27 protein-coding genes and 1 tRNA gene are annotated in these 25,250 nt (G+C 59.0%); 8 read left to right on the forward strand and 20 right to left on the reverse strand.

The window, feature by feature from the left end; all coding sequences use genetic code 11:
• From visR to M0412_RS10280, 12 genes are all read right to left on the reverse strand, one after another.
• Positions 1–702: a transcriptional regulator VisR gene (gene visR, locus M0412_RS10225; protein ID WP_046800731.1), complete on the reverse strand. Its 702-nt coding sequence runs from the start codon at positions 700–702 to the stop codon at positions 1–3.
• 53 nt (positions 703–755) lie between these two features.
• Complete coding sequence (gene visN / locus M0412_RS10230) at positions 756–1,487, reverse strand: transcriptional regulator VisN (protein WP_052760248.1); 732 nt, start codon at positions 1,485–1,487, stop codon at positions 756–758.
• Between the two features lie 371 nt (positions 1,488–1,858).
• The gene (gene fliF / locus M0412_RS10235; RefSeq protein ID WP_161991319.1) at positions 1,859–3,541 is read right to left on the reverse strand and encodes a flagellar basal-body MS-ring/collar protein FliF; all 1,683 of its coding nucleotides are present in this window, start codon (positions 3,539–3,541) and stop codon (positions 1,859–1,861) included.
• 129 nt (positions 3,542–3,670) lie between these two features.
• Positions 3,671–4,054, reverse strand: coding sequence for a hypothetical protein (locus M0412_RS10240; protein ID WP_052816944.1), 384 nt, complete (start codon positions 4,052–4,054; stop codon positions 3,671–3,673).
• A gap of 14 nt (positions 4,055–4,068) precedes the next feature.
• Positions 4,069–4,614, reverse strand: coding sequence for a chemoreceptor glutamine deamidase CheD (gene cheD / locus M0412_RS10245; protein ID WP_003493784.1), 546 nt, complete (start codon positions 4,612–4,614; stop codon positions 4,069–4,071).
• Positions 4,611–5,000, reverse strand: coding sequence for a chemotaxis response regulator CheY2 (gene cheY2 / locus M0412_RS10250; RefSeq protein WP_003515008.1), 390 nt, complete (start codon positions 4,998–5,000; stop codon positions 4,611–4,613). Before cheY2 ends, cheD begins: the two co-directional genes overlap by 4 nt.
• On the reverse strand, positions 5,000–6,055 hold the full coding sequence (cheB, locus tag M0412_RS10255; RefSeq protein WP_142841081.1) for a protein-glutamate O-methylesterase CheB: 1,056 nt from the start codon (positions 6,053–6,055) through the stop codon (positions 5,000–5,002). The genes cheY2 and cheB overlap by 1 nt, the downstream gene beginning before the upstream one ends.
• Complete coding sequence (gene cheR, locus M0412_RS10260; protein WP_269698714.1) at positions 6,052–6,960, reverse strand: protein-glutamate O-methyltransferase CheR; 909 nt, start codon at positions 6,958–6,960, stop codon at positions 6,052–6,054. Before cheR ends, cheB begins: the two co-directional genes overlap by 4 nt.
• Before the next feature lie 13 nt (positions 6,961–6,973).
• The gene (locus M0412_RS10265; protein ID WP_142841078.1) at positions 6,974–9,241 is read right to left on the reverse strand and encodes a chemotaxis protein CheA; all 2,268 of its coding nucleotides are present in this window, start codon (positions 9,239–9,241) and stop codon (positions 6,974–6,976) included.
• A 16-nt stretch (positions 9,242–9,257) separates the two neighbouring features.
• Positions 9,258–9,623, reverse strand: coding sequence for a chemotaxis response regulator CheY1 (cheY1, locus tag M0412_RS10270; RefSeq protein ID WP_004439870.1), 366 nt, complete (start codon positions 9,621–9,623; stop codon positions 9,258–9,260).
• A complete protein-coding gene (locus tag M0412_RS10275; RefSeq protein ID WP_077985403.1) occupies positions 9,620–9,919 on the reverse strand; it encodes an STAS domain-containing protein in 300 nt (99 codons plus the stop codon). Before M0412_RS10275 ends, cheY1 begins: the two co-directional genes overlap by 4 nt.
• Positions 9,919–11,514, reverse strand: coding sequence for a globin-coupled sensor protein (locus tag M0412_RS10280; RefSeq protein WP_269698718.1), 1,596 nt, complete (start codon positions 11,512–11,514; stop codon positions 9,919–9,921). The genes M0412_RS10275 and M0412_RS10280 overlap by 1 nt, the downstream gene beginning before the upstream one ends.
• Positions 11,515–12,030: 516 nt before the next feature.
• On the opposite strand from M0412_RS10280, the gene M0412_RS10285 reads away from it, so the two are divergent.
• The 7 genes from M0412_RS10285 (at position 12,031) to mnhG (ending at position 18,501) form a co-directional block, all read left to right on the forward strand.
• Positions 12,031–12,396, forward strand: coding sequence for a hypothetical protein (locus M0412_RS10285; protein ID WP_142841318.1), 366 nt, complete (start codon positions 12,031–12,033; stop codon positions 12,394–12,396).
• 104 nt (positions 12,397–12,500) lie between these two features.
• Positions 12,501–15,419, forward strand: coding sequence for a monovalent cation/H+ antiporter subunit A (locus tag M0412_RS10290; RefSeq protein WP_269698720.1), 2,919 nt, complete (start codon positions 12,501–12,503; stop codon positions 15,417–15,419).
• The gene (locus M0412_RS10295; RefSeq protein ID WP_065114810.1) at positions 15,419–15,754 is read left to right on the forward strand and encodes a Na+/H+ antiporter subunit C; all 336 of its coding nucleotides are present in this window, start codon (positions 15,419–15,421) and stop codon (positions 15,752–15,754) included. The genes M0412_RS10290 and M0412_RS10295 overlap by 1 nt, the downstream gene beginning before the upstream one ends.
• Positions 15,751–17,397: a monovalent cation/H+ antiporter subunit D gene (locus M0412_RS10300; RefSeq protein WP_161991318.1), complete on the forward strand. Its 1,647-nt coding sequence runs from the start codon at positions 15,751–15,753 to the stop codon at positions 17,395–17,397. Before M0412_RS10295 ends, M0412_RS10300 begins: the two co-directional genes overlap by 4 nt.
• Positions 17,394–17,882 carry a Na+/H+ antiporter subunit E gene (locus M0412_RS10305; RefSeq protein ID WP_161991317.1) on the forward strand — a complete coding sequence of 163 codons (489 nt, stop codon included), beginning with the start codon at positions 17,394–17,396 and terminating at the stop codon, positions 17,880–17,882. The genes M0412_RS10300 and M0412_RS10305 overlap by 4 nt, the downstream gene beginning before the upstream one ends.
• The gene (locus M0412_RS10310) at positions 17,879–18,160 is read left to right on the forward strand and encodes a K+/H+ antiporter subunit F (protein WP_006313274.1); all 282 of its coding nucleotides are present in this window, start codon (positions 17,879–17,881) and stop codon (positions 18,158–18,160) included. Before M0412_RS10305 ends, M0412_RS10310 begins: the two co-directional genes overlap by 4 nt.
• On the forward strand, positions 18,157–18,501 hold the full coding sequence (gene mnhG / locus M0412_RS10315) for a monovalent cation/H(+) antiporter subunit G (RefSeq protein WP_006313275.1): 345 nt from the start codon (positions 18,157–18,159) through the stop codon (positions 18,499–18,501). Before M0412_RS10310 ends, mnhG begins: the two co-directional genes overlap by 4 nt.
• Before the next feature lies 1 nt (position 18,502).
• Here mnhG and M0412_RS10320 read toward each other — a convergent pair whose 3' ends face one another.
• A complete protein-coding gene (locus tag M0412_RS10320) occupies positions 18,503–18,781 on the reverse strand; it encodes a hypothetical protein (protein WP_269698728.1) in 279 nt (92 codons plus the stop codon).
• 126 nt (positions 18,782–18,907) lie between these two features.
• Here M0412_RS10320 and M0412_RS10325 point away from each other — a divergent pair, with 126 nt between their 5' ends.
• Positions 18,908–19,243 carry a helix-turn-helix domain-containing protein gene (locus tag M0412_RS10325; RefSeq protein ID WP_269698730.1) on the forward strand — a complete coding sequence of 112 codons (336 nt, stop codon included), beginning with the start codon at positions 18,908–18,910 and terminating at the stop codon, positions 19,241–19,243.
• 43 nt (positions 19,244–19,286) lie between these two features.
• On the opposite strand, the gene M0412_RS10330 is transcribed toward M0412_RS10325, so the two are convergent.
• The 7 genes from M0412_RS10330 to M0412_RS10360 all read right to left on the reverse strand — a co-directional run bounded on the left by M0412_RS10330 (position 19,287) and on the right by M0412_RS10360 (position 25,245).
• Positions 19,287–20,012 carry a Shedu immune nuclease family protein gene (locus tag M0412_RS10330; protein ID WP_269698732.1) on the reverse strand — a complete coding sequence of 242 codons (726 nt, stop codon included), beginning with the start codon at positions 20,010–20,012 and terminating at the stop codon, positions 19,287–19,289.
• A gap of 36 nt (positions 20,013–20,048) precedes the next feature.
• A complete protein-coding gene (locus tag M0412_RS10335) occupies positions 20,049–20,462 on the reverse strand; it encodes a hypothetical protein (RefSeq protein ID WP_269698734.1) in 414 nt (137 codons plus the stop codon).
• A 143-nt stretch (positions 20,463–20,605) separates the two neighbouring features.
• Positions 20,606–20,681, reverse strand: a tRNA-Phe gene (locus tag M0412_RS10340).
• A 284-nt stretch (positions 20,682–20,965) separates the two neighbouring features.
• Positions 20,966–21,397, reverse strand: a complete 432-nt coding sequence (locus M0412_RS10345; protein WP_269698736.1) for a hypothetical protein — start codon at positions 21,395–21,397, stop codon at positions 20,966–20,968.
• A 166-nt stretch (positions 21,398–21,563) separates the two neighbouring features.
• Positions 21,564–23,780 (reverse strand): 3-hydroxyacyl-CoA dehydrogenase NAD-binding domain-containing protein, encoded by a 2,217-nt coding sequence (locus tag M0412_RS10350; RefSeq protein WP_269698737.1) that lies wholly within the window; start codon positions 23,778–23,780, stop codon positions 21,564–21,566.
• 33 nt (positions 23,781–23,813) lie between these two features.
• Positions 23,814–24,026 (reverse strand): hypothetical protein, encoded by a 213-nt coding sequence (locus M0412_RS10355; RefSeq protein WP_174375251.1) that lies wholly within the window; start codon positions 24,024–24,026, stop codon positions 23,814–23,816.
• Between the two features lie 10 nt (positions 24,027–24,036).
• Complete coding sequence (locus M0412_RS10360) at positions 24,037–25,245, reverse strand: acetyl-CoA C-acetyltransferase (protein WP_269698740.1); 1,209 nt, start codon at positions 25,243–25,245, stop codon at positions 24,037–24,039.
• Positions 25,246–25,250: the final 5 nt, after the last annotated feature.

Consider the following 25,250-nt stretch of genomic DNA (forward strand, 5'->3'; position numbering starts at 1 on the left):
TCAATGGATATAGCCGAGCCGGATGGCCTTGGCGATCGCCTGAATACGGTTGACGGAATCAAGCTTGATCGTCGCAGAACCGAGATATGCATTAACCGTGTGCACGGAAAGCCCCAGCTTGACCGCGATCTCTTCACTGATCCGGCCGTCACCCGCCAGTTGCAAGCAGGCGATTTCCCTCTCGCTCAGTGCTTCCGAGGGAGCCGCCTTGCGCTCGTCGAGCGCCAGCATGTCCACCATGATCTCGCAGCATTTGATGTGCTGCTCGATGACGACCTCGTTGTCGAGGACGAGATTGGTGCCGCAGAAAACGATGTAGCCATTGCCGATGGTGCCGAGCCGCACCGGCATGGCCAGCCCGGCATAGGGCAACGTGTCGTTTTCAATCCGGCGTAGCAACGCCGGAACATCGGGAAGATCGGCAAAGCCGCCGGCATTCTTGTTGCGCCAGATAACCGGCAACAGCGACGTCTCGATATGGTCGAGAAGAATATCGCCAACGGCGCGTATGAACTGCGTGCTCTGTTCTGCGGCATTCATGCCCCAGTTTTCCAGCTCGCAGGTCAGCTTCTTCTTGTTGGGAAAACCGGAAGCGGCAGCCTTCGTCACCACGAAATTTCGTGCGCCGACCAGCTTCTGCATGGCGACGAGCTTCGGAAACAGATCCGACCGGCTCGTTGCGACAGGGCTGCGGTAAAACATGCCCGTCTGACCTGTACCCTCATTGTCTTTCGTCTGTACCATCCGTCCGACCATTATACGAGGTTGTTGCGCACGGCGTAGGCAATTGCCTCCGAGCGGGTTTTCGTCGCGGTTTTACGCATCACGCTTGTAATGTAATTATTGATCGTATTGCGCGAAATGCCAAGGATCATCGCAATTTCGTCGCTTGTCTTGCCTTCGGCAATCCAGAACAGGCATTCGAGCTCGCGCTCGGTAAGATCGATATCACGCACGGCCTTTGCTTCGCTGGCGATGCCGAAGCTTACGCAATAACCCGTCAACAGCGCGATTTCTCGCAGACGCTCCGGTGAAGGAACAGCATGTTCGGGAAACAGCAGAAGAAGGGAAAGGCGGATGCGGCCCACGCAGAAAGACAGTGCGGAATATTGCCGGTCGATACCGTAGGGAACAGAAACATCGTCGGGAAGAAACAATAATCGCGGCCGCAGAAGCGAAAGGCATTTTTCCATTTCGCTCGATCTGTTCTGGCTGTTCGTCAGCTCAATGCCGAGCCTGCGCACCAGATCGAAAGGCCAGTCGGATGTGACGATGAATTTCAGACCGGTTTCTTCGAGAAGATCATCCCGCGCCAGCAGATAATGCGAGGCGCCAGCGTAGGTTACGAGCAAATCCAGTGCGCCTGCAACGTTGCCGGCAGCGGCCGTGGCTGCGACGTTCTTGGCAAGCTGATCGCGCGGCAAGGGCTTACCCATGCCCTCCATAGGCTTGGCAGACAGCCTGCGGATATCAACATCGACTTTCAATCGCCTACGCCCTCTTGCTCCCAGCGGGAGATTATACATCGGGATGGAATCATTCCATTCAAGAAGCTTACCAAAATGGAATGGCACGCCCCCGGAGACCGAATCACTTCATTTTATGGAACCGACCGGAATTTGCCATTACCTGACAACAGCCTTTCCACGTATTTCCTCATTCGTCTATTGCTAAAAAAACATACTGAAAAGCTGGCCAATTCATAAACGGCATTCTCAGCCTATTCCCAGCAAACTGTATCGTTGATGAATTTTTTGTAAACACTGTCCTGAAACGAGAATGCCACGGCCCGACGACCAAGGATAGTAAAAAGCCCGAAAATGCGAAAAAGGCCGGGGTAAAACCGGCCTTTTCAAAATCACGCTGCCTTTTCCACTGCCCATTTGCGCAGGATCTTGGCTGCTCTTTCCTCGCTGATTTCCACCATGCGGGAGAGCCTGCGTTCCGGCCCTTCGCGAACCCGGCGGTTGAAGGTGCCTTCGCTGTCGCCACCTGCCAGAAGATCGTCGGTGCTGTCGAAGCCGAAATCCGCTCCGAAACCTTCCATGAGACCACCAGCACCTGCATCCATGCCGGGAGAGAAATCCGGCAGTTCGAGACCGGCGGTCTCCTGGCTGAGCTGACCCGCGGCCGCACCATTGCCGGCCACCGTGCGGACCAGGGGACGCACACCAAGCCAGATGACGAGGAAGGCGACAGCGACGAAGGCGAGCGAGTTGATGATGCCAGCCGAATTGCGGCTCAACACTTCCATGACGCCCGGACCGCTGGCGGCCTCGTCGAGCAATTGCGTTTCGAGGAAGTCCATTGCCGTCAGCGTGACGATATCACCGCGATCGGAAGAGATGCCCGCCGCCGACGTCACGATCTTCTGCATTTCGGCAAGATAGGCGTCGATCTTGGCCTGATCGACGGGTTCGCCGACCATCTTGGCAATGCGACCCTTGTTGACGACCACGGCGACCGAAATCTTCTCGACAGTGTAGCCGTTCTTGACGGTAGCGACCGTTTTCGAGTTGATCTCGTAATTGGTCTGCTCTTCCTTCTTGGCCGACTGGTCGGAGGACTGCGGGCCACCGCCGCCACCCTGCGGGGCTGCCTGCGGCACGTTCTGTTCCACGGTCGCTGCGGTATCCGGCTGCGTTTCCTGGGACTTCTGGTCTTCCTTTACCGTGCGGACAGAGCGTTCGACGCGCGATTCCGGATCATACACGGTCTCCTGGATCTGGCGACTGTCGGTGTTCAGCTGCGCGGTCACGCTTGAGCGGAAATTGTCCATGCCGAGGAAAGGCGCCAGCGCCTTGTCGATATTGGTGGTGATTTCCTGCTGGACATTCTGCGCCAGTGTCAGCGAGCGGTTCATGGCGGCGTTGGTGACATCGTCGCCAGAAGCCAGAAGCTGGCCGGTGGAATCGAGCAGGGTCACGTCATCGACTTCGAGGCCGGGAACGGCCGAGGCGACGAGGTGACGGATGGAGGCGGACGCCTTGCGACCTGCGGTGGCGCTGGCGCGGATCATGACCGATGCGGTGGGCTTCTGTTCGCCACGGCGGAAATTGCCGACGTCAGGCATGACGATATGGACGCGTGCGGCGGCAATCCCGTCGATCTGCTGGATGGAGCGGCTGATCTCACCCTCGAGGGCGCGAACGCGCGTCACTTCCTGCATGAAGGAGGTCAGGCCGAGAGAACCGACATTGTCGAAAAGCTCGTAACCGGCATTGGCGCTATCAGGCAGACCGCGCTCGGCCAGAAGCAGCCTTGCCTTACTGGTCAGTCCAACGGGAACCTGAAGGCTCGAACCGTCGGTTCCGACCTGAAAGTCCAGCCCCGATTCGGCAAGCGCAATGCTGATCTTGTTGAGGTCGCTTTTTTCAAGCCCTACATAAAGGGTCTCGTAAGCGGGACGGTTCACGTAGAGGGCTGCTGCAAGGATAACGGCCATGGACAAAACGCCCACGCCGCCCAGCATCAGCAGCCGTGTCTGACCCAGCGCCGCGATATTCTTCAGGACCTGAGGGATTTGATTTAACAGATTCATTCTGTTCCGCACCGTCATTCATAGAATCCGAGACCTTTTGGCCCCGTAATGACAATAGGGTGCGAAGCTTGCGCGAGCGTTGCCTTTCTCCGCATTCAGCGAGGAAAGGAACGTCGGCTGGAATATGGTCTAGAACAGGTCGAAGTCGCCGGACGCCTTGTCCAGCGGCTGGGAATGGCCGTGGCGGAAGGCCGCGCCCAGCGCCTTCTGCATTTCGGCAAGCTTGACGAGGCTGAGCGCCGTCGAGACATCCACGATCCATTCACCGGGAATGGAACCGGTGATGGTGTCGATGAATTCGGCAAGACCGCGGGTCTTCTGAACGGCGAGATCAATGCCCTGCAGCAGCTTGATGCCATCGCCCGACAATTGACCACTGGTCACTTCCAGCAACTGTGGTTCGATGCGCTCTATGAGATAGGCGACATCGTGCAACTCCGACACCACGCGCATGAGAACATCCGGCAGTGCTTCTTCGAACGGAGCGGTGCCGGCGTGGTCTGCAATCTGCATTGGAAACTCCGTGACTAGAAAAATTCGATGTCGTTGGCGACGGGCTTGGGTGCCGGCACCGGACGCGTTTCCATGGCGACCGTCTTCTGGGTTTCCGCGCCGCTGAGCGGATGCTGACGCGCGCGACCCGAGACCGGCCAGAACTCGATCTTGCGGCCATGCTCTCCGCCCGTGGAGGAGCTTATGACCGGAATGCCTTCATCCTTCAGAAACTGCATGGCGAAGATGGCATTCTGCTCACCGACATTCGAGAAGCTGGCGATTGTCTTCGCGCCGCCGAAAACCTTGGCCTCCAGCCGGTCGCGGCGGGCGCCCTTCTTCAGAAGGCCGTTGATCAGAAGTTCCATGAGATGCACGCCGTAACGCGTTGCATCTCCGCCGGTCACATTGCCCGTTCCCGGCAACAGGAAGTGGTTCATTCCTCCAATGCCGGCAACGGGATCTCTCAGACAGGCGGCCACGCACGAACCGAGTATCGTCGTCATGACCACGTCGGGATCGTTGACAACCTTATACTCGCCCTGAATGATATGTACGCGCTTGGCCGCAGCTTCAATCATTTCAGCGATCCGAAAACCGCCTCGATGGCTGCGCGCATCTTGTCGATGGTGAAAGGCTTGGCCAGCACGTTGTTCGCGCCGAGCTGCGCCGCCTTCTGCACCAGCGCGCGGTCGCCCTGCGCGGTAAGGATGATGAAGGCCGCCTTTTTAAGGGTCGGGTTGGCCCGCACGGCGTGCAGGAAACCAAGACCGTCCATCTTCGGCATGTTGAAGTCGGAGATGACGAGATGATGGGGCTGCTGCTCCATGATCTTCAATCCCTGCTCGCCATCGCCGGCGGCAGTGATCTGCTTGAAGCCCAGCTGTGTCAGCGCATCGCTGAGGAGCAACCGGCTGGTCACCTGATCGTCAACGATCAGAACTTTGATCTTTTCTGCGAGAGACATTAGTCAGCACCTTCTTTGCGGGCAGTGGTTAGTTTCAGGATTTCTTCGCCGATGGAGGCCAGCGGCAATTGCTGTTCGACGGCACCGAGCTCATAGGCCACGCGGGGCATGCCGTAGACGACACATGTTTTTTCATTCTGGCCGACGGTGCGCGCACCGGCATGGCGCATTTTCAGCAGTCCGGCCGCGCCATCGCGGCCCATGCCGGTGAGAATGACGCCGACGGCATTGCGACCGGCAAGCTCTGCCACCGAATCAAACAGCACATCGACGGAGGGACGATGACCGTTCACCGGATCGCGCTCGATAAGCCGGCAGCAGGGTGCTGCCCGGTTGGCGATCTGCAGGTGGCGTTCACCGCCCGGCGCAAGATAGATCTTGCCGGTCTGCAGGCGTGCGCCATCGGTGGCTTCTTCCACGACGGGCGCGCAAATCCGGTTCAGCCGTTCGGCGAAGCTCCGGGTGAAGGTCGGCGGCATGTGCTGGGTGATGACGGTCGGCGGGCAATTGGCCGGAAATTTCTGCAGCACGGCGATCAGCGCCTCGACACCACCCGTGGACGAACCGATGGCCACGACTTTGCGGCCCGCGCGATAATCGCTGACCGGCGTAGGCTGCACAGCCGCGGCGCTTTCCGGACGAGCCGTGCGATAGGCGGCGTGTTGGGAGCGGGCAGCGGCCTTCACCTTGTCGGCAAGATCGCCAAAGGGACGCGCATCGCCCGGAGCCGGCTTGCCGACGCAATCGAAGGCACCGATTTCGAGTGCCGCAAGCGAAGCGTCCGCGCCGCGATGGGTCAGCGACGAGACCATGATCACCGGCATGGGCCGCAGGCGCATGATCTTTTCGAGAAATTCGAGGCCGTTCATTTCCGGCATCTCGATATCGAGCGTCACGACATCGGGGTTGAGCTGCTTGATGGCGGCGCGTGCTTCCATGGCGTTGCCGGCCTGCCCGACCACCTCGACTTCCGGATCTGCCTTGAGGACAGCCGAAATCAGGCCGCGCATCGTTGGACTATCATCGACGACGAGTACCCGTGCGAGTGCGCTCATGCCTTCCTCCCGGATGCGTGACCAATGAAGCGGTAGGTAGTGATGCCGGTATTGTCGAACAGGTTCTTGGCATCGCCGGAGACGCGTTCGGAATGGCCGATATAGAGATGACCACCTTCCGGCAGCAGGCCGGCGAAACGCGACCAGATGCGCGTCTGTGTCGGCTCGTCGAAATAAATGACGACGTTACGGCAGAAGATCACGTCGAAATTGCCTTTGAAGGGCCATTGCGTCATCAGGTTCAATTCGTTGAAGGTGATGAGGCGCTTGACCTTGTCTTCGATGCGGAATTTGCGGCGACCGCCGGCATCGACCTCCGTGAACCATTGCTTGCGCATGGCGGGGGAGACGGTTTCGAGCGCGTTGTCGTCATAGACGCCGGCGCGGGCCTGCGCCAAAATCTTGGGATCGATGTCCGTCGCCAGAATCTTGAAATCGTAATCCGCCGCATTCGGGAACATGGCGAGCACGGTAAGCGCGATGGAATAGGGCTCCTGCCCGTCGGAACAGGCCGCCGACCAGATGCGGACACGCCCGCCGCTCTTGGCCCTTGCGATGAGGCCCGGCAGGACCTCGTCGCGCAGATGTTCGAAATGGTGGTTCTCGCGGAAGAAGCGCGTGAAATTCGTCGTCAGATGCGACAGCATTTCCCGCCGTGCCGGCGCGCCCTCGGTTGAGGAGACCAGCGTGCAATATTCGCGGAAACCGGAAAGGCCGAGATTGCGGATATGCTTCGACAGACGGGAATAGACCAGCGACGCCTTGGTGTCGTTGAGATAGATGCCTGCATCCGCATAGATCATCGCAGCGATCTCCGACAGATCGCGTCTTGTCAGCGGATATTCACCGCTGGCAAGAACGTCGTCCGGAGACTGGCGCTGGTCGCTGAGATTAAGTGCTGCCATGAACGATCCGCTTTCAACCTGTCGCCGCAAGCGACATTTCCTGCTTCAGGGGCTGTCCGCGCGAAGCGCTGACGATGGCATCGACATCCAGAATGAGCGCAACGCGTCCGTCACCGAGAATGGTGGCGGCGGCAATGCCCGGAACATGGGTATAGTTGGCTTCCAACGACTTGATGACGACTTGACGCTGTCCCTGGATCGCATCGACCATCAGGGCGCGCTGGCCACCGCCTTCCGATTCCACCAGAAGCGCCACGCCTTCGACCGGATCGGCCTGGGTCGGACGGAAGTTCAGAACGCGTCCGACATCGACCAGCGGGCAGAAGGAATTGCGGATGGAGATCAGCCGCTGGTTGGAACCGAAGGAGTGGATATTCTTCGCTTCCGGCTGCAGGGTTTCGACGATTGCGGTCAAAGGCACGACGAGCGTCTGACCGGCCACCGTCACCACCATGCCGTCGAGGACGGCGAGCGTCAGCGGCAGGCTCATGGTGAAGGTCGAACCGTGACCGGGGCGCGAGGAGATGCTGATGCGGCCGCCAAGCGCCTGAATGGAACGCTTGACCACATCCATGCCAACGCCGCGGCCGGAAATGTCGGAAATCTTGTCGGCGGTGGAGAAGCCCGGCGCGAAGATCAGATTGTCGATCTCTTCGTCGGTCAGGTTCGCATCGGCGGCAATGAGATCATTGTCGATCGCCTTCTGGCGAACGCGCTCGCGGTTGATGCCGGCGCCATCGTCCTGCAGCTCGATCAAGATGCGACCCGAGCGGTGCTTTGCCGAAAGCTTGATGGTGCCTTCCGGGTTCTTGCCGGCCGCTTCGCGTTTTTCCGGCGTTTCGATGCCGTGGTCGACGGCATTGCGGATCATGTGGGTCAGGGGCTCGGCCAGCTTGTCGATAACCGTCTTGTCGACTTCGGTGTTTTCACCTTCGGTGACGAGGCGGATCTGCTTGCCGATCATGTCTGCGACTTCGCGGACGATACGCGACATGCGCTGGAAGACCGGCTTTACCGGCTGCGCACGGATAGCCATCACGCTGTCCTGGATTTCGCGCGTCAGTTGCTGCAGCTCGTCCAGACCCATATTGACGGCAGAGGTGCCGCTCGCATCGTTCTCGATGACGCTCTGCGACAGCATCGCCTGATTGATGACGAGTTCGCCAACGAGGTTGATGAGGCGGTCGACGCGATCGAGATCGACGCGGATGGTCTGGCCGGCGCTTGCATTGGCGGCCGCATTGGCATTCGCCTGCGCTGCGGCGGGCGCTGCCGCCGCCTCACGCTTTTCGATGGCGGCATTGACGCTCTGGGCGATCTGCGTCGTGGCGACGGCCGCTTCAACGGCTGCGGCAACAAAAGGCTCTTCCACCATAGCTGCTTCGACGGCAGTGTCCGCTTCCGGTCCGCCATCAAGCGCCGAGAGATCGAACGGAACCGGGATCATCGGAAGTTCTTCCTCTTCCGCAGCGGCATCCGAAATAACCGGCGTGATTTCGAGATCGCAATCCCATTCGGCGAATTCGAAGACGCTGCGGATACCCTCTTCACCCTTGTCGGTGGTGATCGAAACCGTCCAGGAGAGATAAGATGCTTCAGGATCGAGCTTGTCGAGCGTGGGCAGTTCCGACAGGTCGCAATTGATGCTCATCTCGCCGATACGCGAGAGATCGCGCAGGAGAAGCGCTGCCTCATTGCCCTTTGAATAAAGCGATGCATGCGGCTTGAAGGTGATCTGGAAGGTCGGTGCTTCCATCAGCGGTGTCGTGTCGTCGGCAAAATCCGAGAAGGAGAACAGCACCGGCTGGAAACCGCTCTCATCCGTCGGCTTGGGCGCGGCGGCTGCCGGCGCCTTGATGGCTGCTGGTGCTGCCGCCGGCGCAGAGGCCTGCACGGTTTCGCCGTTTGCCAGCGCTTCCAGTTCCTTGACGAGGCCACGGGTGCGGCTTTCATCGACGCTGCCGCCGTCTCTCGCCGCATTGGTCAGATCCGCCAACACGTCGGCGGAGCGCAACATGACTTTCAGAACATCCTGTGTGGGCTCCAGCTTGTTGGAGCGAACGCAGTCGAGGGTCGTTTCAAAAACGTGGGCGAAGGCCACGAGATCATCCAGACCGAAGGCACCGGCCCCGCCCTTGATGGAATGAACGGCACGGAAAACGGCGTTGACGGTTTCCGGATCACGGTCGCCGTCATTCAATTTAAGAAGCCCCGATTCCAGTTCAGCGAGCTGCTCCTCGCATTCCTGGAAAAAGATTTCCTTGATTTCGTTCATATCCATCGTGAAATGTCCCGTATCAGGCGGTTACGCGTTCAATGGCATCGATGAGTTTTGCAGGGTCGAACGGCTTGACGATCCAGCCCGTCGCACCGGCCTGGCGGGCGCGGTTCTTTTTTTCTGCATCGCTTTCGGTCGTCAGAACGAGGATCGGGATAGCCCGGTATTTCTCGTTGCGGCGCACGCCCTCGATAAAGCCGAAACCATCAAGACGGGGCATGTTGATGTCAGTCACGATGACATCGGGGTTGCTCTGTTCCAGCACCTCGAGGCCTTCAACGCCATCTTCGGCCTGAATGGTCTCGAAACCGGCATTGTTGAGCGTGACCAGGAGCATGTTCCTGATCGTCCGGGAATCATCCACGGTGAGAACTTTTTTCTTCACTTTTGCATCTCCTTGGGGAGCAAATGGTCAATATCGACGCCTATCAGTTTCATGGTCTTGTCGAATGCATCGGACACCCTGGCAAAACCGAAGGGCTTGCCGTCCTCTTCCCAGGATTTCGCGCCGGCCATCAGGACCTGGACACAAAGCGCACCAATGCGCTCCACCTCGGACGCATCGACCGACAACGGTGCTCCTCTCAGCGTCATCAGCTTGCCGTGCAGCGCCGATGCTTCGTTGAGATCCAGCACCGGTGACAGTTTCAGCGTCGCCTCAGCTGCTTTTCTGGCTGCCATTACATGACTCCCTGGCGTCTGAATTGTTGGTAATCCTGGCCGTAATCCGTGCGGTTATCCGCACGGGCCATAAATGATGTGTCCTGACGATCCGCCACGGCCATTGCCGCCGCCTGGCCCTGACGGGCGATGCGGAATTCCCTGATGGTGCGGCCGAGTTGCAGAATGACAGTGTGAAGCGCATCAGCTTCGGAGGAGCTTTCGCCGATCTCGTTTGCGATCCGGCCGGCCTGCCGCTGCTGTTCGCTGATATCGGCGGCGACTGTTTTCAGGTCGTCAGCCTGTATAGACGTGTGCCGGGAGACTTCGGCGATCATGTCGTTGATACCGGACACCTGCCGGACGACACCGCCGATTGCTTCCTGCGTGCGGTTCACCATGCGAACACCGCCCTCGACCTGCGTCTTGGTGGTGCCGACAAGGCTCTTGATTTCCCTTGCGGCGTCGGCGGAACGCTGGGCGAGCGCCCGGACTTCCTGTGCGACGACTGCGAAACCGCGGCCGCTTTCACCCGCGCGCGCCGCCTCGATGCCGGCATTGAGGGCGAGAAGGTTGGTCTGGAAAGCAATCTCGTCGATTGTACCAATGATCCTGCCGATGTGCTCGGCGGACTGCTCAATGTCAGACATGGCGTCGATCGCCTCGCCAATGGCCTTGCCGCTTTCGACAGCCGCGTCGCGGGCGCGGGAAACCGCCGTTTCCGTCGCCGATATGCGGGCGCCGTTTTCCGCCAGGTTCCCGATCATCGCCTGAAGCGCACGGGAGGTCTCGGCAAGGGCTTCGGCCTGCTGGCCGGAACGTTCTGCGATGGAGCGACCGATATCGGCGAAACGGGCGCTGAGTGTCTCGGCGTCACCGATACCCTGCTGCGCGGATGTCAGCGATGCGCCGATCGTTTCAAGTGCCGCGTTAAACGAGGCGGCAACATCGCGATAGGCTTCCGGCAGATCGCCGCCGATCCGCGCCTTAAGATCGCCGGCGGCAAAGGCCGTCAGGGCCGCACCCAGCAGTGTCGCTGCTTGCGAACGGTCATTGTCGCGCTGTTCCGCCAGTTCACGGCCGTGGCGCAGGCGCAATTCGTTGAAACGCAGCGAGACGGCAATCTCGGTATCGACCATCACCAGACGGACGATGTTCTTCACGACCTCGGCCAGTTCACGGTTCTTCTTGCGGCTGCCGGGCAGGATGGAGCGCGGCGCGTGTTCGGCCACCAGCCCACCAAGCAGATGCTCCAGAACGATGGCATGGCTGGCGATCTGCCAGCGGGGATCGAGCCCCATGCGGCCGGCATTGTCGGAAAGAACCTTCACCCGCTCGGCATAAAGCGCATCGAAACGCGCATCCGTCAGCACACTCCAGTGCGAGGATTGCAGGTCGTGCAGGCGATCAAGCTGGTTTTCGCTTTCGAAGGACGGTGAACAGTCGGGCATCGACTGGAAACGGTTCATCACGTCGCGCAGGCCGGCCTTGACGTAAGGCTCGAGCATACCGCGATAATTGCGCAGGAAATCGGATTGCGTCTCGTCGAGGCCGGCAAAGCGAAGCCGTCCCGCCAGGCTTGCACCTGCCGATCTGCGCGCTTGATCTGATGGCAAGTCCTGCCCCAACCGACGTCCCCAACAACATGACGGCCGGTAAAACCCGGCCAATTGGCCAAGGTTCAGAACGCCAGTACCCTAAAGGGGATTTTTGAACGAACATACCCATCGCGGACGATGCGGCATCGACGCCTGCCTGACCTTCTTGAACCAAGAAACGAAATACCGGATCGGCACCGGTACGGCAGTGCGGCGTCATGCCTGGAAGGGGAGAGAACCCCATTCCGCCGTGGAAATACCATCAATCTTTATGGTTAATTCCTTGCTTGAAAGTTAAGAAACATCAGCTCGAGCGTCAAACGGTAAAATTTGTAAAAGCTTTTAGCCATTGCCGCCCTCACTTTGCCGCAAACGGGCAAAAACGAAAAGGAATCGGCCATCGCGGGCGGTTTTTCCGGCCTGTGCGCTGGACAAGCGCGTGCAGCTTCCCCTAAAACAAATCAACGGGATATTCGCTGAGCGGTGATGCTTTAAAGAGACCTTTACGATCAAGGAGATGCCAACTTGTTATGGATGGAGAAATGCCGCCGTTCAAGGCGCCATCCGCAAGTGTTGATCGGCATCATGGTCGCAAGCCTGCTCGTCATGATCGGCTTTCAGGCACCATCCGGCATCAAGACCCTTTCCAAGACCAGCCGCCTGGAGAGATTGCAGACCGTCGATCTCAGCCGTTCCCTCACTCTTCGCGACAGGGATTGCGATAGCGGCTGCAAGGCCGGGGATGCCAGCTCGGGTCTTCGCCCCGGCAACTTCCCCACTCCCGCTTTGCGGATCAGCGTTGATGCCGGGCCGGCCGTTGCATCTGTTGCCATCGCGCCACAAGCTTTCCGAGACTTTGCGAGCGTGGTTCCAAGAGCGCCCCCGCATATTATCTATTAGTCATTCCGGCGGTCCTCATCATTCGGTTCTCGTGAGCCTTGAGGGATCGGAGTCGTCGGAAACCCGCCGTAGACTCCAATTCCAGAGAAAAACCGCCGCTGCATATGACATTTGCAACCCTTCTTCCATTTATCGTCGCATTGCCCTTCGTCGGCGCCATTCTAACGGCTTTCATGCCGCGTGATGGCGCAGCCGCCGGCCCCGCCTCCGTTGCGGGCGGTGTCGCCCTTTTCGGTCTCGTCAGCAGCATCTTTCTTTATTCCACCGTCAGCGGCGGCGGTGTGCTGAAATATGATGTGGAATGGCTGCCGCAGCTCGGGCTGAATTTCACCCTGCGGCTGGACGGATTTGCGTGGATCTTCGCGATCCTCATTACCGGCATCGGCCTGCTCGTGGTGCTGTACGCCCGTTATTACATGTCGGCCAAGGATCCGATCCCGCGGTTTTTTGCCTTCTTCCTCGCCTTCATGGGCTCGATGCTCGGCGTGGTGCTGTCCGGCAACGTCATACTGCTGTCGATCTTCTGGGAAATGACCAGCATCTTCTCGTTCCTACTGATCGGCTACTGGCACCAGAACGCCGGTGCGCGTGATGGTGCGCGCATGGCGCTGACCGTGACCGGCATTGGCGGCTTCAGCCTGCTGGCCGGACTTCTGATCCTCGGCCACATGGCGGGAAGCTACGATCTCGACAAGATCATCGAGGCCGGTGCGGCGATCCGCGCCCATTCCCTCTATCTGCCGGCGCTTATTCTCATTCTTGGCGGCGCGCTGACCAAGAGCGCGCAGTTTCCGTTTCACTTCTGGCTGCCCAACGCCATGGCGGCACCCACACCGGTTTCCGCCTATCTGCATTCGGCGACCATGGTGAAGGCGGGGGTTTTCCTGCTTGCGCGGTTCTGGCCGGTGCTGGCGGGCACGCCGGAATGGTTCTGGCTGGTGGGCGTGGCCGGCATCATCACCCTGCTGCTCGGCGCTTATTTCGCCATGTTCCAGCAGGACCTGAAGGGCCTGCTCGCCTATTCCACCATCAGCCATCTCGGGCTCATCACCACGCTGCTTAGCCTCGGCAGCCCGCTTGCGGCGGTTGCGGCCATCTTCCACATGGTCAACCACGCAACCTTCAAGGCCTCGCTGTTCATGGCGGCCGGTATCATCGACCATGAAACCGGCACCCGCGACATGCGGCGCTTGAGCGGGCTCTACACCTATCTGCCGGCGACAGCGACGCTTGCCATGGCGGCCAGTGCGGCAATGGCCGGCGTGCCGCTGTTCAACGGCTTCCTCTCCAAGGAAATGTTCTTTGCCGAGGCCGTCGAGACCCATGCCGATTCGCTGCTGGACCGGGCGCTGCCCTATGTCGCGACGCTTTCAGGCGCATTTGCCGTCGCCTATTCGCTGCGCTTCATCCACACCGTCTTCTTCGGCCCCAAGCCCGTCGATCTGCCGAACCCAAATCCGCACGAGCCGCCGCGCTGGATGCGTTTCCCGATCGAGTTCCTGGTTTTCGCCTGCCTGATCGTCGGCATCGTTCCGAGCCTGTCGATCGGCCCGTTCCTGCATTCGGCGGTGCTGTCCGTGCTCGGCGACCAGACGCCTGTCTACAGCCTGTCGATCTGGCACGGTTTCAACCTGCCGCTGATCATGAGTATCGCGGCACTGATCGGCGGTGTGACGATCTATGCGCTGCTTGGCGGCTATTTCTCACGCTGCGATGACGGTCCGCCTATCTTCCGGCATCTGCGGGGCCAGCGCATCTTCGAGCGCATTCTCGTCACCGTGTCCTGGAAATGGGCGCGGTGGCTGGAAAGCACGCTCGGCACGCGGCGTCTGCAGCCGCAGCTGAGACTTCTCATCCTCGTGGCGCTTCTCGCCGGTTTCTCACCACTGTTCCTTTCGGAATTCTCCCTGTCACTACCGCGTGTGACGACCTTCGATCCGATCTTCGCCATCCTTTGGCTGATCGGCATGATTGCCGCGCTGGGTGCCGCCTGGCAGGCGAAATATCATCGGCTTGCCGCCCTCGTCATGCTTGGTGTTTCCGGGCTCGTCACCTGCCTCACCTTCATCTGGCTGTCCGCACCGGATCTGGCCATCACCCAGCTGCTGGTGGAGATCGTGACCACGGTTCTCATCCTGCTTGGTCTCCGGTGGCTGCCGAAACGCTTCGAAAAGGTTGATAGCAGCGACGAGTTGCCGGCGCAGCTTCGCCGCGCCCGCGACTTTCTGCTGGCAGCAGCAAGCGGCATCGGCATGTCCGTCATCGCCTATGCCGTGATGACCCTGCCGGTGCCGAACGCGATTGCCACCTATTTCCTCGAGCGCGCCTATACGGAAGGTGGCGGCACCAATGTCGTCAACGTCATCCTCGTTGATTTCCGCGGTTTCGACACCTTTGGTGAAATCGCGGTGCTGGCCATCGTGGCGCTCACCGTCTTCGCGCTGCTTCGCCGTTTCCGTCCGGCGCATGAAAGCATCGGGCTGCCGGAACAGCAGCAGATGCAGAATGCCTTCGATGCCGAGCGTCCGGACCGCAGCAAGGGCGATACCGTCCGCGACTACCTCTACGTGCCATCGATCGTGATGCAGTGGATGTTCCCGGTCATCATCACCTTCTCGATCTTCCTGTTCATGCGTGGCCACGATCTGCCCGGTGGCGGCTTTGCGGCCGGCATCACCATGGCTATCGCCTTCCTGCTGCAATATCTCGCCGGCGGCGCACGCTGGGCGGAGGACCGCATCCGCATCCTGCCGCTGCGCTGGATGGGTTTTGGCCTGTTGATGGCGACGGCGACGGGTATCGGCTCCTGGTATTTCGGCTACCCGTTCCTGACCTCGTATTTCCAGTATACGGAGATACCCTATATCGGCAAAATGCCCACGGCATCCGCCCTGCTGTTCGATCTCGGCGTCTTTGCGACGGTCGTCGGCTCCACCGTTCTTATTCTCATAGCACTGGCACACCAATCGTTGCGTAACTACCGCGTTCGCACGCCTGAAGCCGCAAAAGCGGAGGACGTGTAATGGAACTCATTCTTGCAATCGGCATCGGCATCATGACCGGCTCCGGCGTCTGGCTCGTCCTGCGCCCACGCACCTATCAAGTCATCGTCGGACTTTCGCTTTTGTCTTACGCCGTCAACCTGTTCATCTTCGGCGTCGGCGGCATCAAGACCAATGCGCCGCCAGTGCTGGTGAACGGTGTGGACAGCTCTTCGCTGGCCGACCCCGTGCCGCAGGCGCTGGTATTGACGGCGATCGTCATCGGCTTTGCCACCACGGCGCTGTTCCTCGTGGTGCTGCTTGCCGCCCGCGGCCTTACCGGCACTGACCATGTGGACGGGAGGGAGACGAAATGATGTCATTCCCCTTCCACATCGTCATCGCGCCGATCCTGCTGCCGCTCATCACCGCCGCCCTGCTGCTGTTCTTCGACGAGCGCCAGCGTGTTGCAAAGGCCGCCATCAGCTTCACCTCCACCGTGCTGTTGCTGGTGGTTGCGATACTGCTGTTCCGCGAGGTGAACTCGACCGTTAATACCGAGATCGCCGCCGTGGTCTCAAGCGGTGTCTATCTGCTCGGCAACTGGCCCGCACCTTTTGGCATCGTGCTGGTGGCCGACCGTCTTTCCGGCCTTATGGTGCTGCTGACGGCGCTGCTGGCCATACCCTCGCTGATCTATTCCATGGCGAAATGGCACAAGGCCGGCGCGCATTTCCATTCGCTGTTCCAGATGATGCTGATGGGCGTCAATGGCGCGTTCCTGACCGGCGACCTGTTCAATCTCTTCGTGTTCTTCGAGGTGATGCTGGCAGCCTCCTATGGCCTGTTGCTGCATGGTTCCGGCCAGCAGCGCGTCAAGGCGGGTCTGCATTACATCGCCATCAACCTCGTCGCCGCCCTGTTCTTCCTGATCGGTGTCAGCCTCATCTATGGCGTCACTGGCACGCTGAACATGGGCGACCTTGCCCATCGCATCGAGGGGCTGAACCCGGACCAGCGCATGCTCCTGGAAACCGGCGCTGCGGTGCTTGGCATTGCGTTTCTGGTCAAGGCAGGCATGTGGCCGCTGAATTTCTGGCTGCCTTCCGCCTACGGCTCGGCCTCTGCCCCGGTGGGCGGCCTGTTTGCCATCATGAGCAAGGTCGGCATTTATGTCATTGCCCGCCTGTCCTTCCTGCTCTTTGGGCAGACAGCTGGGGAATCCGCCGGTTTCGGCCATGATGCCCTGCTCGTCGGCGGCATCGCCACCATCATCTTCGGGGCCATCGGGGTTCTGGCGTCTCAGGCGCTCGGGCGGCTTGCCGGCTTTTCGGTGCTGGTATCGTCGGGAACGCTTCTCGCCGCCATGGGCACCGGCAACCCCACGGTGGCGGCCGGGGCGCTTTATTATCTCGTCAGCTCCACTCTCACCATCAGCGCCTTTTTCATGCTGATCGAGCTCGTTGAACGCGGGCAGGATGCGGGCGCGAACGTTCTGGCCGTGACCATGGAAGCTTATGGCGAGGGCGACGAGGAAGAAGAGGAAGAGGAAGTCGGCGTTACCATGCCCGCCACCATGGCGGTGCTCGGCGCCTGTTTTGCCGCCTGCGGCATTCTTCTGGCCGGCCTGCCGCCGCTTTCGGGCTTCATCGCCAAGTTCTCGATGCTGACCGCCATTCTCAACCCTTCCGGGCTTGGCGCCAATGACAGCATTTCCACGCTTTCCTGGTGGCTGGTTTTCCTGATCGTCTTTGCCGGTTTCGCATCGCTGATCTCGATGACGCGTGCCGGTATCCGCACCTTCTGGGCCTCCATCGAAGGCACCGTGCCGCGCGTTCTCGTCATCGAAATCGCGCCTGTGATGCTGCTGCTCGGCCTGACACTTGCCATGACCGTGCAGGCGGGTCCGGTGATGCGCTACATGCAGGAAACCGCGCGTATCCTCGATCTGCCGGCAAGCTATATTCAGGGCGTCATTTCCGCACCGCGAGCGGGCAGCAACCCGGAGGCGGAACCATGATGAGCCGTCTCCTCCCTTATCCGCTGCTGACGGTTTCGTTGATCTTCTTCTGGATGACGATCAACAGCTTTTCGCCCGGACATCTGCTGCTCGGCACTGGCGTCGCACTCATCGCCTCCTGGGCGATGGCGTCGCTCAGGCCAGCCAAGCCGCGCATCCGCAACTGGCACCGGCTCGCGCAACTGATCCTTATCGTGCTTTACGATATCATCAGGTCCAATATCTCGGTCGTGAAGATCATTCTCTTCAAGCGCGAAAGGGACCGTAAATCCGGTTTCCTGGCCGTGCCGCTCGATATTCGCGATCCCATGGCGCTCGCCATTCTGGCGACGATCCTGACCTCGACGCCGGGCAGCGCCTGGCTTGAATATAATTCCAGCCAGGGCACGCTCCTCCTCCATGTTCTCGACGATGTGGATGAGGCGGCCTGGATAAGCCTCATCAAGAACCGATATGAAAAACTGCTGATGGAGATATTCGAATGAGTTCGATTATCCTTTTCTGGTCCTTTTCGCTGGCGCAGCTGATGCTGGCCATTGCCATGACGATATCAGTCTATCGCATCGCCATCGGCCCGCGCGCCCAGGACCGGGTGCTGGGTATGGATACGCTTTATGTCAACGCCATGCTGCTTCTTTTGACCTTCGGCCTGCGCACCGGCAACGACATCTATTTCGAGGCCTCGCTGCTGATCGCCATTCTCGGCTTCGTCTCCACCGTTGCCCTTTCAAAATTCATGATGCGCGGCGAGGTGATCGAATGAACAACGCTGCAGAATTTCCGCTCTGGGCCGCCATTCTCGTGGCTTTCTTCGTGCTGCTGGGCGCTTCGCTGACGCTGATCGGCACGATTGGCTTTGCCAAGCTGAACAGCTTCTACGAGCGCCTGCACGCGCCCACACTCGGCACCAGCTGGGGCACCGGCGGCATCGTCATGGCCTCGATCATCTATTTCTCCGTCTCCGGCGACCGCTTCGCCTTCCACGAAATTTTCATCGGTATTTTTATGACAGTGACGACCCCGGTGTCGCTGATGCTGCTGGGTCGGGCCGCGCTTTATCGGGACCGGGCGGAGCAGAATTCGGATAATCGGGAGCATCTTTAGGCTAAAGCTCTTTTCGGCGACGAAGTTCTGCGCGCACTCGTCGCCATTTGCCCTGCTCGAAATTTTGGGAATATCGCCACGACCTGTCTTCTTCGATAAAAGCTATTTCTTCGGCGCGTTGGCCATGTTCCTGAATCAGCTCGTCGGTCATTCTTGTTATTTCCGCGTCGGAAATGAACATTGACCGTACACAACTTTCCCACTTCACCCACAAGAAGACGATCAGCACGAACGCGCCGAATGCGATGAGCGAAAGATACTCCGCATGAATATAGGACATATGCAATCTCACGACAGAAATTCCACATACTGCATCAGTATTGCATATTTCTGATTTTCGGCAATGGGAATGCCTTAAGTCGCGCGGTTGCAAAGACGACTGTCCCTTCAGTTCGGAGGGTAGCGATTGGAACTTAGAAAGATTTTCGGCAGTAATATTCGCCATCACCGAAAAGCGTTGGGTCTGACGCAGGAAGCCCTTGCGGAAAAAGCCGATCTTTCGATTGAGATGATGGGACGTCTGGAACGCGGCGACGCCTCGCCCTCATTTGAAACCATCGAGAGTATCGCAAAAGCCCTCGGCCTTCCCGCCATCGCTTTCTTTGGCACCGGTACTGTTATCGCGCCGGAAGGCGAACGCGGTCGCATGCTTCACCGCGTGAATGCAGCGCTTGCGCATATGAATGAGGATGATCTTGTACGTGTCACCCGCATGCTGGAGGCATTCACTGGCAAGCCGTGATCACGGGACCAAATAATGAAAATGAATCAAATGAATACGCAAATCAATCAATCGTCTGATTGCCGCTATGCTCCACTATATATTTAGCTCGGTGAAAAAGCTCATCAAAGGTAACAATCTCTGGGCGATGTAGATTTTTGCGAAATAATTCAAATGAACGATACTTATTTTCATTGAGGCCGTTGTCGGTTTGAAACTCGTTCAAACTACCTATAACAAGCACTGATTTCGGCTCAAAGTTGAAGACTACCTCCCCTGTGGGATCGCCACCACTATTTGTCGGCTGAACCTTTCGAGAATACAGTTCCATTGCTTCCTGGACGGTAGCTTGCGATTGGGCGACTCCACCCGACAATTCCTCCGAAGGTTTCCACGCACCGGAACGATAGGCCTTTGAATCCAAAAGCGCCGTGTCGTGCCTCTTAATTTCCACGTAACAAAGGGCACTCACATAAGCTTGCGTTTTTAGCAGAGCATCTGCCCGTTTACCGACTGTAGCGATAGAATGTCCGACAACAGGTTGTTCTAATCCCCGCCCGTCTAAGTTAGAAAAAAATGAAAAGGATAGCCCATATCCGAAAATCCAGTTATTCTTCTCAAAGAATTTTTGCCAAAGTCCCTCAGCAGTTGTGCATAATCTCGATTGCTGTTTTGCAAAATACTCGGCATCGATTAGTAGACGCTCAAAAACATCAAGCTGTTTTCGCCGATAACCGAGGGCCACTATATCTCTTGTTAACTCTTCACTTTGAACCAATTGCTCTATCATTTCGCGATTTTCTAAAAAAACACGGCGAGCCTGATCCTAATCAATAATTATCTGCCTCAGATCACTATCTGAAATATTCACCTTTCCAGTATCTGGAAAATGGAAATTCTTAATGTTGAGCAAGAATTCAATAAGATTGTCTATTTCTTCGCCAACGAATGAAAAGTGATACTTATCAGATGGCCCAGAAGTTTTATTGAATTTTTGAATAGTTAAGGTGAATATTTGCCTGTCATCTTCGGTAAATTTAACGACTATCTCATGCCTACCTGAAAACGTCTTTCGCAAGACAAGTTCATCATGTTCCCTAGCGTAGACATAGCCTCCGTCTACATCGAAAACCTTGGAAGCAATTCGCATCGAAGGTTCGTTGTTCCCAGGGACTATCCTACGACTTATGTAGGTGCGGTCCGACTGCTTCTTCCAGTGATATTCAGCATCATCTGTCATGCAAAGATTATGCAGCATATTTGCGAATTAAGCGACATTGCTTCACTTGCTATACACAGGTCGATAGTATTAGATTTTTAATCTGACATTGAGGGCGCTGCCATCGAGCACTCGCACCATAATAAAACTTACGTGATGAGGAATGGTGCCCGGAGGCGGATTTGAACCACCGACACGCGGATTTTCAATCCGCTGCTCTACCAACTGAGCTATCCGGGCACTTCAGGTCCTTGAAGAACCTCCGCTTTTGGCGGGCGGGGCTGTTTGGTGCCCCGAAAGTGAGCGGGGTTATAACATCTTGTTCGGACATGGCAAGCGCCATCGCGAAGTTTTTTGACAGTTTTTTCACGAGGGCTGTGGATGGCTGGAATGTCTGCCCGGCGCAGGCCGGATTGCGGCGGAAAAGCCGTTATCGGGCATCTGCCGCACCTTGTGGCATCCGGCCGCTACCCGGGTTCGGCAACAGCCGATCCGGCCCGGCATAGCGACATGGGAAGCGGCAGCTAGGCCGCTTCGTTGCGTCGTGCGGCAAGGCCAAGCGCGAAGGGCACCACGGCCACCAGCGCCGCCATGACGGGCGAGGAAGCGAAGATGCGGCTGGCGAGCGAGGTAACGGCAACCGAGCGCACCACCGTCATCAGGCGGGAATTCTCGCGGTCTCTTTCATGATGTGTCTGTGCAGGCTTGTGGCGTGAATGCCGGGCCGCCTCCAGCCGTTTGACATCACGGCGAATCTTGTCGACCTCTCTGCGAAGCTCTTCCAGTTCAGCCCGCAGTGACGGATCAATGGTATTTGCAGCACGCGTCCTCTTCGTCGTGGTTTTTTCCGTCTTTGCTTCCGCGGCTGTCGCCTCAGCCTCTTCGTCCAGCTCTGCCAGGTGGTCGTCGAGGTCCGTCGGCTTGTCAAAACCGTGGGATCGCAGTGGTGCTTTCATCGCTGTCTCCTAAGGCGTGCTGAATTGCGGCGGCGGGCGTGTTTGCCCGGTCTCGCCTTTTCAACGCCCCAGCCGGGCAAAGGATGCACATAAAGCGATCAGCGCAGTATATTCGGCTCAAAAAAACAGGCCCCGAAGGGCCTGTTTATTGTTCTGCCTTGAAGCCTCAGGCCGCCTTGGCGGCGCTGGCATAGGGATCGAAGCGACCGTAGAAGGTTTCGCCCTTGGCGGCCATGTCCTTCAGAAGCGGTGTCGGCTTGAAGCGTGGGCCGTAGGTCTCGCTAAGTTTCTCGGCGAGTGCCACGAAGTTCTTCACGCCCATGCCGTCAATGTAAGACAGCGCGCCGCCGGTATAGGGCGCGAAACCGAAACCGAGGATGGAGCCGACATCGGCCTCACGCGGGTCGGTGACGATGCCTTCTTCCACCGTGCGGGCGGCTTCCAGCGCCACGGTAACGAGGAAGCGCTGTTTCAGCACCTCCATATCCACGTCCTCAGGCTTCTGCTGCGGATAGAGGTCCTTCAGGCCGGGCCAGAGGGACTTCTTGGCGGGCTTTTCCGGATAATCGTAGAAGCCCTTGGCGTTCTTGCGGCCAAAACGGCCCTCGCCTTCCACCAGCTTCTTCACCAGTTCCATATGGCGCGGATCCACGGCCTTATCGCCGAGATCGGCCACGGTGGCTTTCAGGATCTTGTAGGAAAGATCGATCGCCACCTCATCGTTCAGCGCCAGCGGGCCGACCGGCATGCCGGCGAATTTCGCGGCATTTTCGATCATGGCGGCGGGCACGCCTTCGATCAGCATGTCGTAGCTTTCCGCCATGTAACGCAGCACGCAGCGATTGACGAAGAAGCCGCGCGTATCGTTCACCACAATCGGGGTCTTCCTGATCTTCGCGACGTAATCCAGCGCCACGGCGAGCGCCTTGTCGCCGGTTTCCTTGCCGAGGATGACTTCCGTCAGCATCATCTTCTCGACCGGTGAGAAGAAATGGATGCCGATGAAATCCGCCGGGCGCTTCGAGTTCTTCGCAAGGCCCGTGATCGGCAAGGTGGAGGTGTTGGAGGCGAAAATCGCGCCCTCGGGAAGCACCGCTTCCACGGCCTCGATGACGGCCTTCTTCACATCGCGGTCTTCGAAGACGGCCTCGATGACGAGATTGGCATCCGCGAGTGCGGCGTAATCGGATGTCGGGGTGACGAGGTCGAGCAGGGCCTTGCCCTCCTCCTGCGTCAGCCTGCCCTTGCCGATGGCGGCCTTGACGCTTTCCTCGCAATGGCCCTTGCCCTTGTCGGCGGCTTCCTGATCGCGATCCACCAGCACAACAGGGATGCCGGCGGCAGCGGTGACGTAAGCCACGGCGGCGCCCATGAAGCCCGCGCCGACGACGCCGACCTTCTTGAACTCCGTCTTCGGCTGGCCAGCCGGGCGGCGCGCGCCCTTGCCCAGTTCCTGCATGGAGATGAACAGCGAGCGGATCATGCCGAAGGCTTCCTTCGAGCGAAGGATTTCGGTGAAATAACGCTGCTCCACCTTCAGCGCCGTATCGAAGGGCAATTGCAGGCCCTCATAAACGCATTTGAGGATGGCGAGGGCGGCCGGATAGTTGCCGGCGCTTTCGCGGCGCAGGATGGCCGGTGCGGCGGGCCAGAGCTGGGCAGCGGCCGGCGTCCAGATGCCGCCACCGGGGGCCTTGAAGCCCTTTTCATCCCAGGGTGCGACGGGCTTCAGGCCGTCCTTGATCATCTGCTTTGCGGTTGCAACCAGCTGATCCGGCTCCACCACCTGATGCACCAGCCCCATGGCCTTGGCGCGCGCGCCGGTCAGCGACTGGCCCGTCGTCATCATCTGCAGCGCGGATTGCGCGTCCGTCAGGCGCGGCACGCGCTGGGTGCCACCGGCACCGGGGAAGATGCCGACCTTGACTTCCGGCAGGGCGATCTTGAGGCTCTTGGCATTGGATGCCACACGGCCATGGCAGGCAAGCGACAGCTCGAACGCGCCACCCATGCAGGTGCCGTTGATGGCCGAGACCCATGGCTTGCCGTTGGTTTCCAGCTTGCGGAACAGGCCGGTCATGCGGCCCACGAGTTCGAACAGCTTTGCCGCCGCCTCATCCGGGTTCTTCGCCTTCTCGTCATTGTAGAAGGAGAACATCGACTTGATCATCGAAAGATCGGCGCCGCCGGAAAAGCTGCTCTTGCCTGACGTGAAGACGACGCCCTTGACGGCGCCATCTGCGACAGTCGCGTCAAGAATGGCGTTCAGCTCGTCCATCACCTCAGAGGTGAAGACGTTCATGGATTTTTCCGGCATGTCCCAGGTGACGAGGGCAATGCCGTCTGCGTCCGTCTCGATGGTGAAATTGGTGTAAGTGCTCATTTGGGATTCCTCTTCCCTGAAATTTCCGTGCGGTTACGACAGTCCGATCACGAGGCTGATACAACCGACCACGAGAACGAGAAACACAACCAAACCCCAACGCTCTGCCCGGAGCCGCTGGACGTAGACAGGAGAAACGGGGCGGATGGACGCCTTATGATCCTGTGCCATGTCCTTTTCCAGATTGTGCCGAGCCAGCTGCTGTTCGATCTCGTTCTTGGGTCGCTCGTAAACCTCGCGCCTCATGACCAGCCTCTCAAACCCGCTCGATAACCGTCGCCGTGCCCATGCCCGCGCCGATGCAAAGCGTCACGAGCGCGGTGTTCAGATCGCGCCGCTCCAGCTCATCCAGCACCGTGCCAAGGATCATCGCCCCCGTAGCCCCCAGCGGATGACCCATGGCGATGGCGCCGCCATTGACGTTCATCCGGTCGTGGCTGATATCGAAAGCCTGCATGTAACGCAGCACCACGGCGGCGAAGGCCTCGTTGAGTTCGAAAAGATCGATATCGGCAAGCGACATGCCGGTCTTTTTCAGGAGCTTTTCGGTCACATCCACCGGGCCGGTGAGCATCAGCGCCGGATCGGAGCCGATATTGGCGAATGCCTTTATGCGTGCGCGGGGCTTAATGCCCATCGCCTCGCCGCCCGCCTTCGAACCAACCAGCACGGCGGCAGCGCCATCGACGATGCCGGACGAATTGCCGGCGTGGTGGACGTAGTTGATGCGCTCCACTTCCGGGTGGGCCATGATGCCGACGGCTTCGAAGCCGCCCATTTCGCCGGGCATCTGGAAGGACGGATTGAGCGAGGCAAGCCCCTGCATATCCGTGCCGGGGCGCATATGCTCGTCACGGTCGAGGATCGTCAGACCGTTTGAATCCTTCACCGGAATGACCGACTTGTTGAAATAGCCCTTTTCCCAGGCATGCGCTGCGCGCTTCTGGCTCTCGACGGCATAGGCATCGACATCGTCACGGGAGAAGCCGTATTTGGTGGCGATGAGATCGGCCGAGACGCCCTGCGGCATGAAGAAGGCCGGGAAGTTGACCGAAGGGTCCATGTACCAGGCGCCGCCCGACATGCCCATGCCGACGCGCGACATGCTTTCGACGCCACCGGCAATGACGATATCGTCAGAACCGGCCTTGACCTTGCCGGCTGCGAAGTTGATGGCATCGAGACCCGAGGCGCAGAAGCGCGAGATCTGCATGCCCGGCGCCTTGTTCGAATAACCGGCCTCGAAGGCGGCAGCCTTCGGGATCACCGCGCCGGCATCCATGACAGGATCGACGCAGCCCATGATGATGTCATCGACAGCGGACGTGTCGAGCCCATTGCGGTCGCGGATGGCTTCGAGCGTCTTGGCGGCCAGGCGAACGGAAGGCACCTCATGCAGGCTGCCATCCTTCTTGCCGCGTCCGCGCGGGGTGCGGACATGGTCGTAAATGTAAACGTCGGTCATAAACT

Source organism: Agrobacterium sp. O3.4 (assembly GCF_041414895.1).
Classification (GTDB): Bacteria; Pseudomonadota; Alphaproteobacteria; order Rhizobiales; family Rhizobiaceae; genus Agrobacterium; species Agrobacterium cucumeris.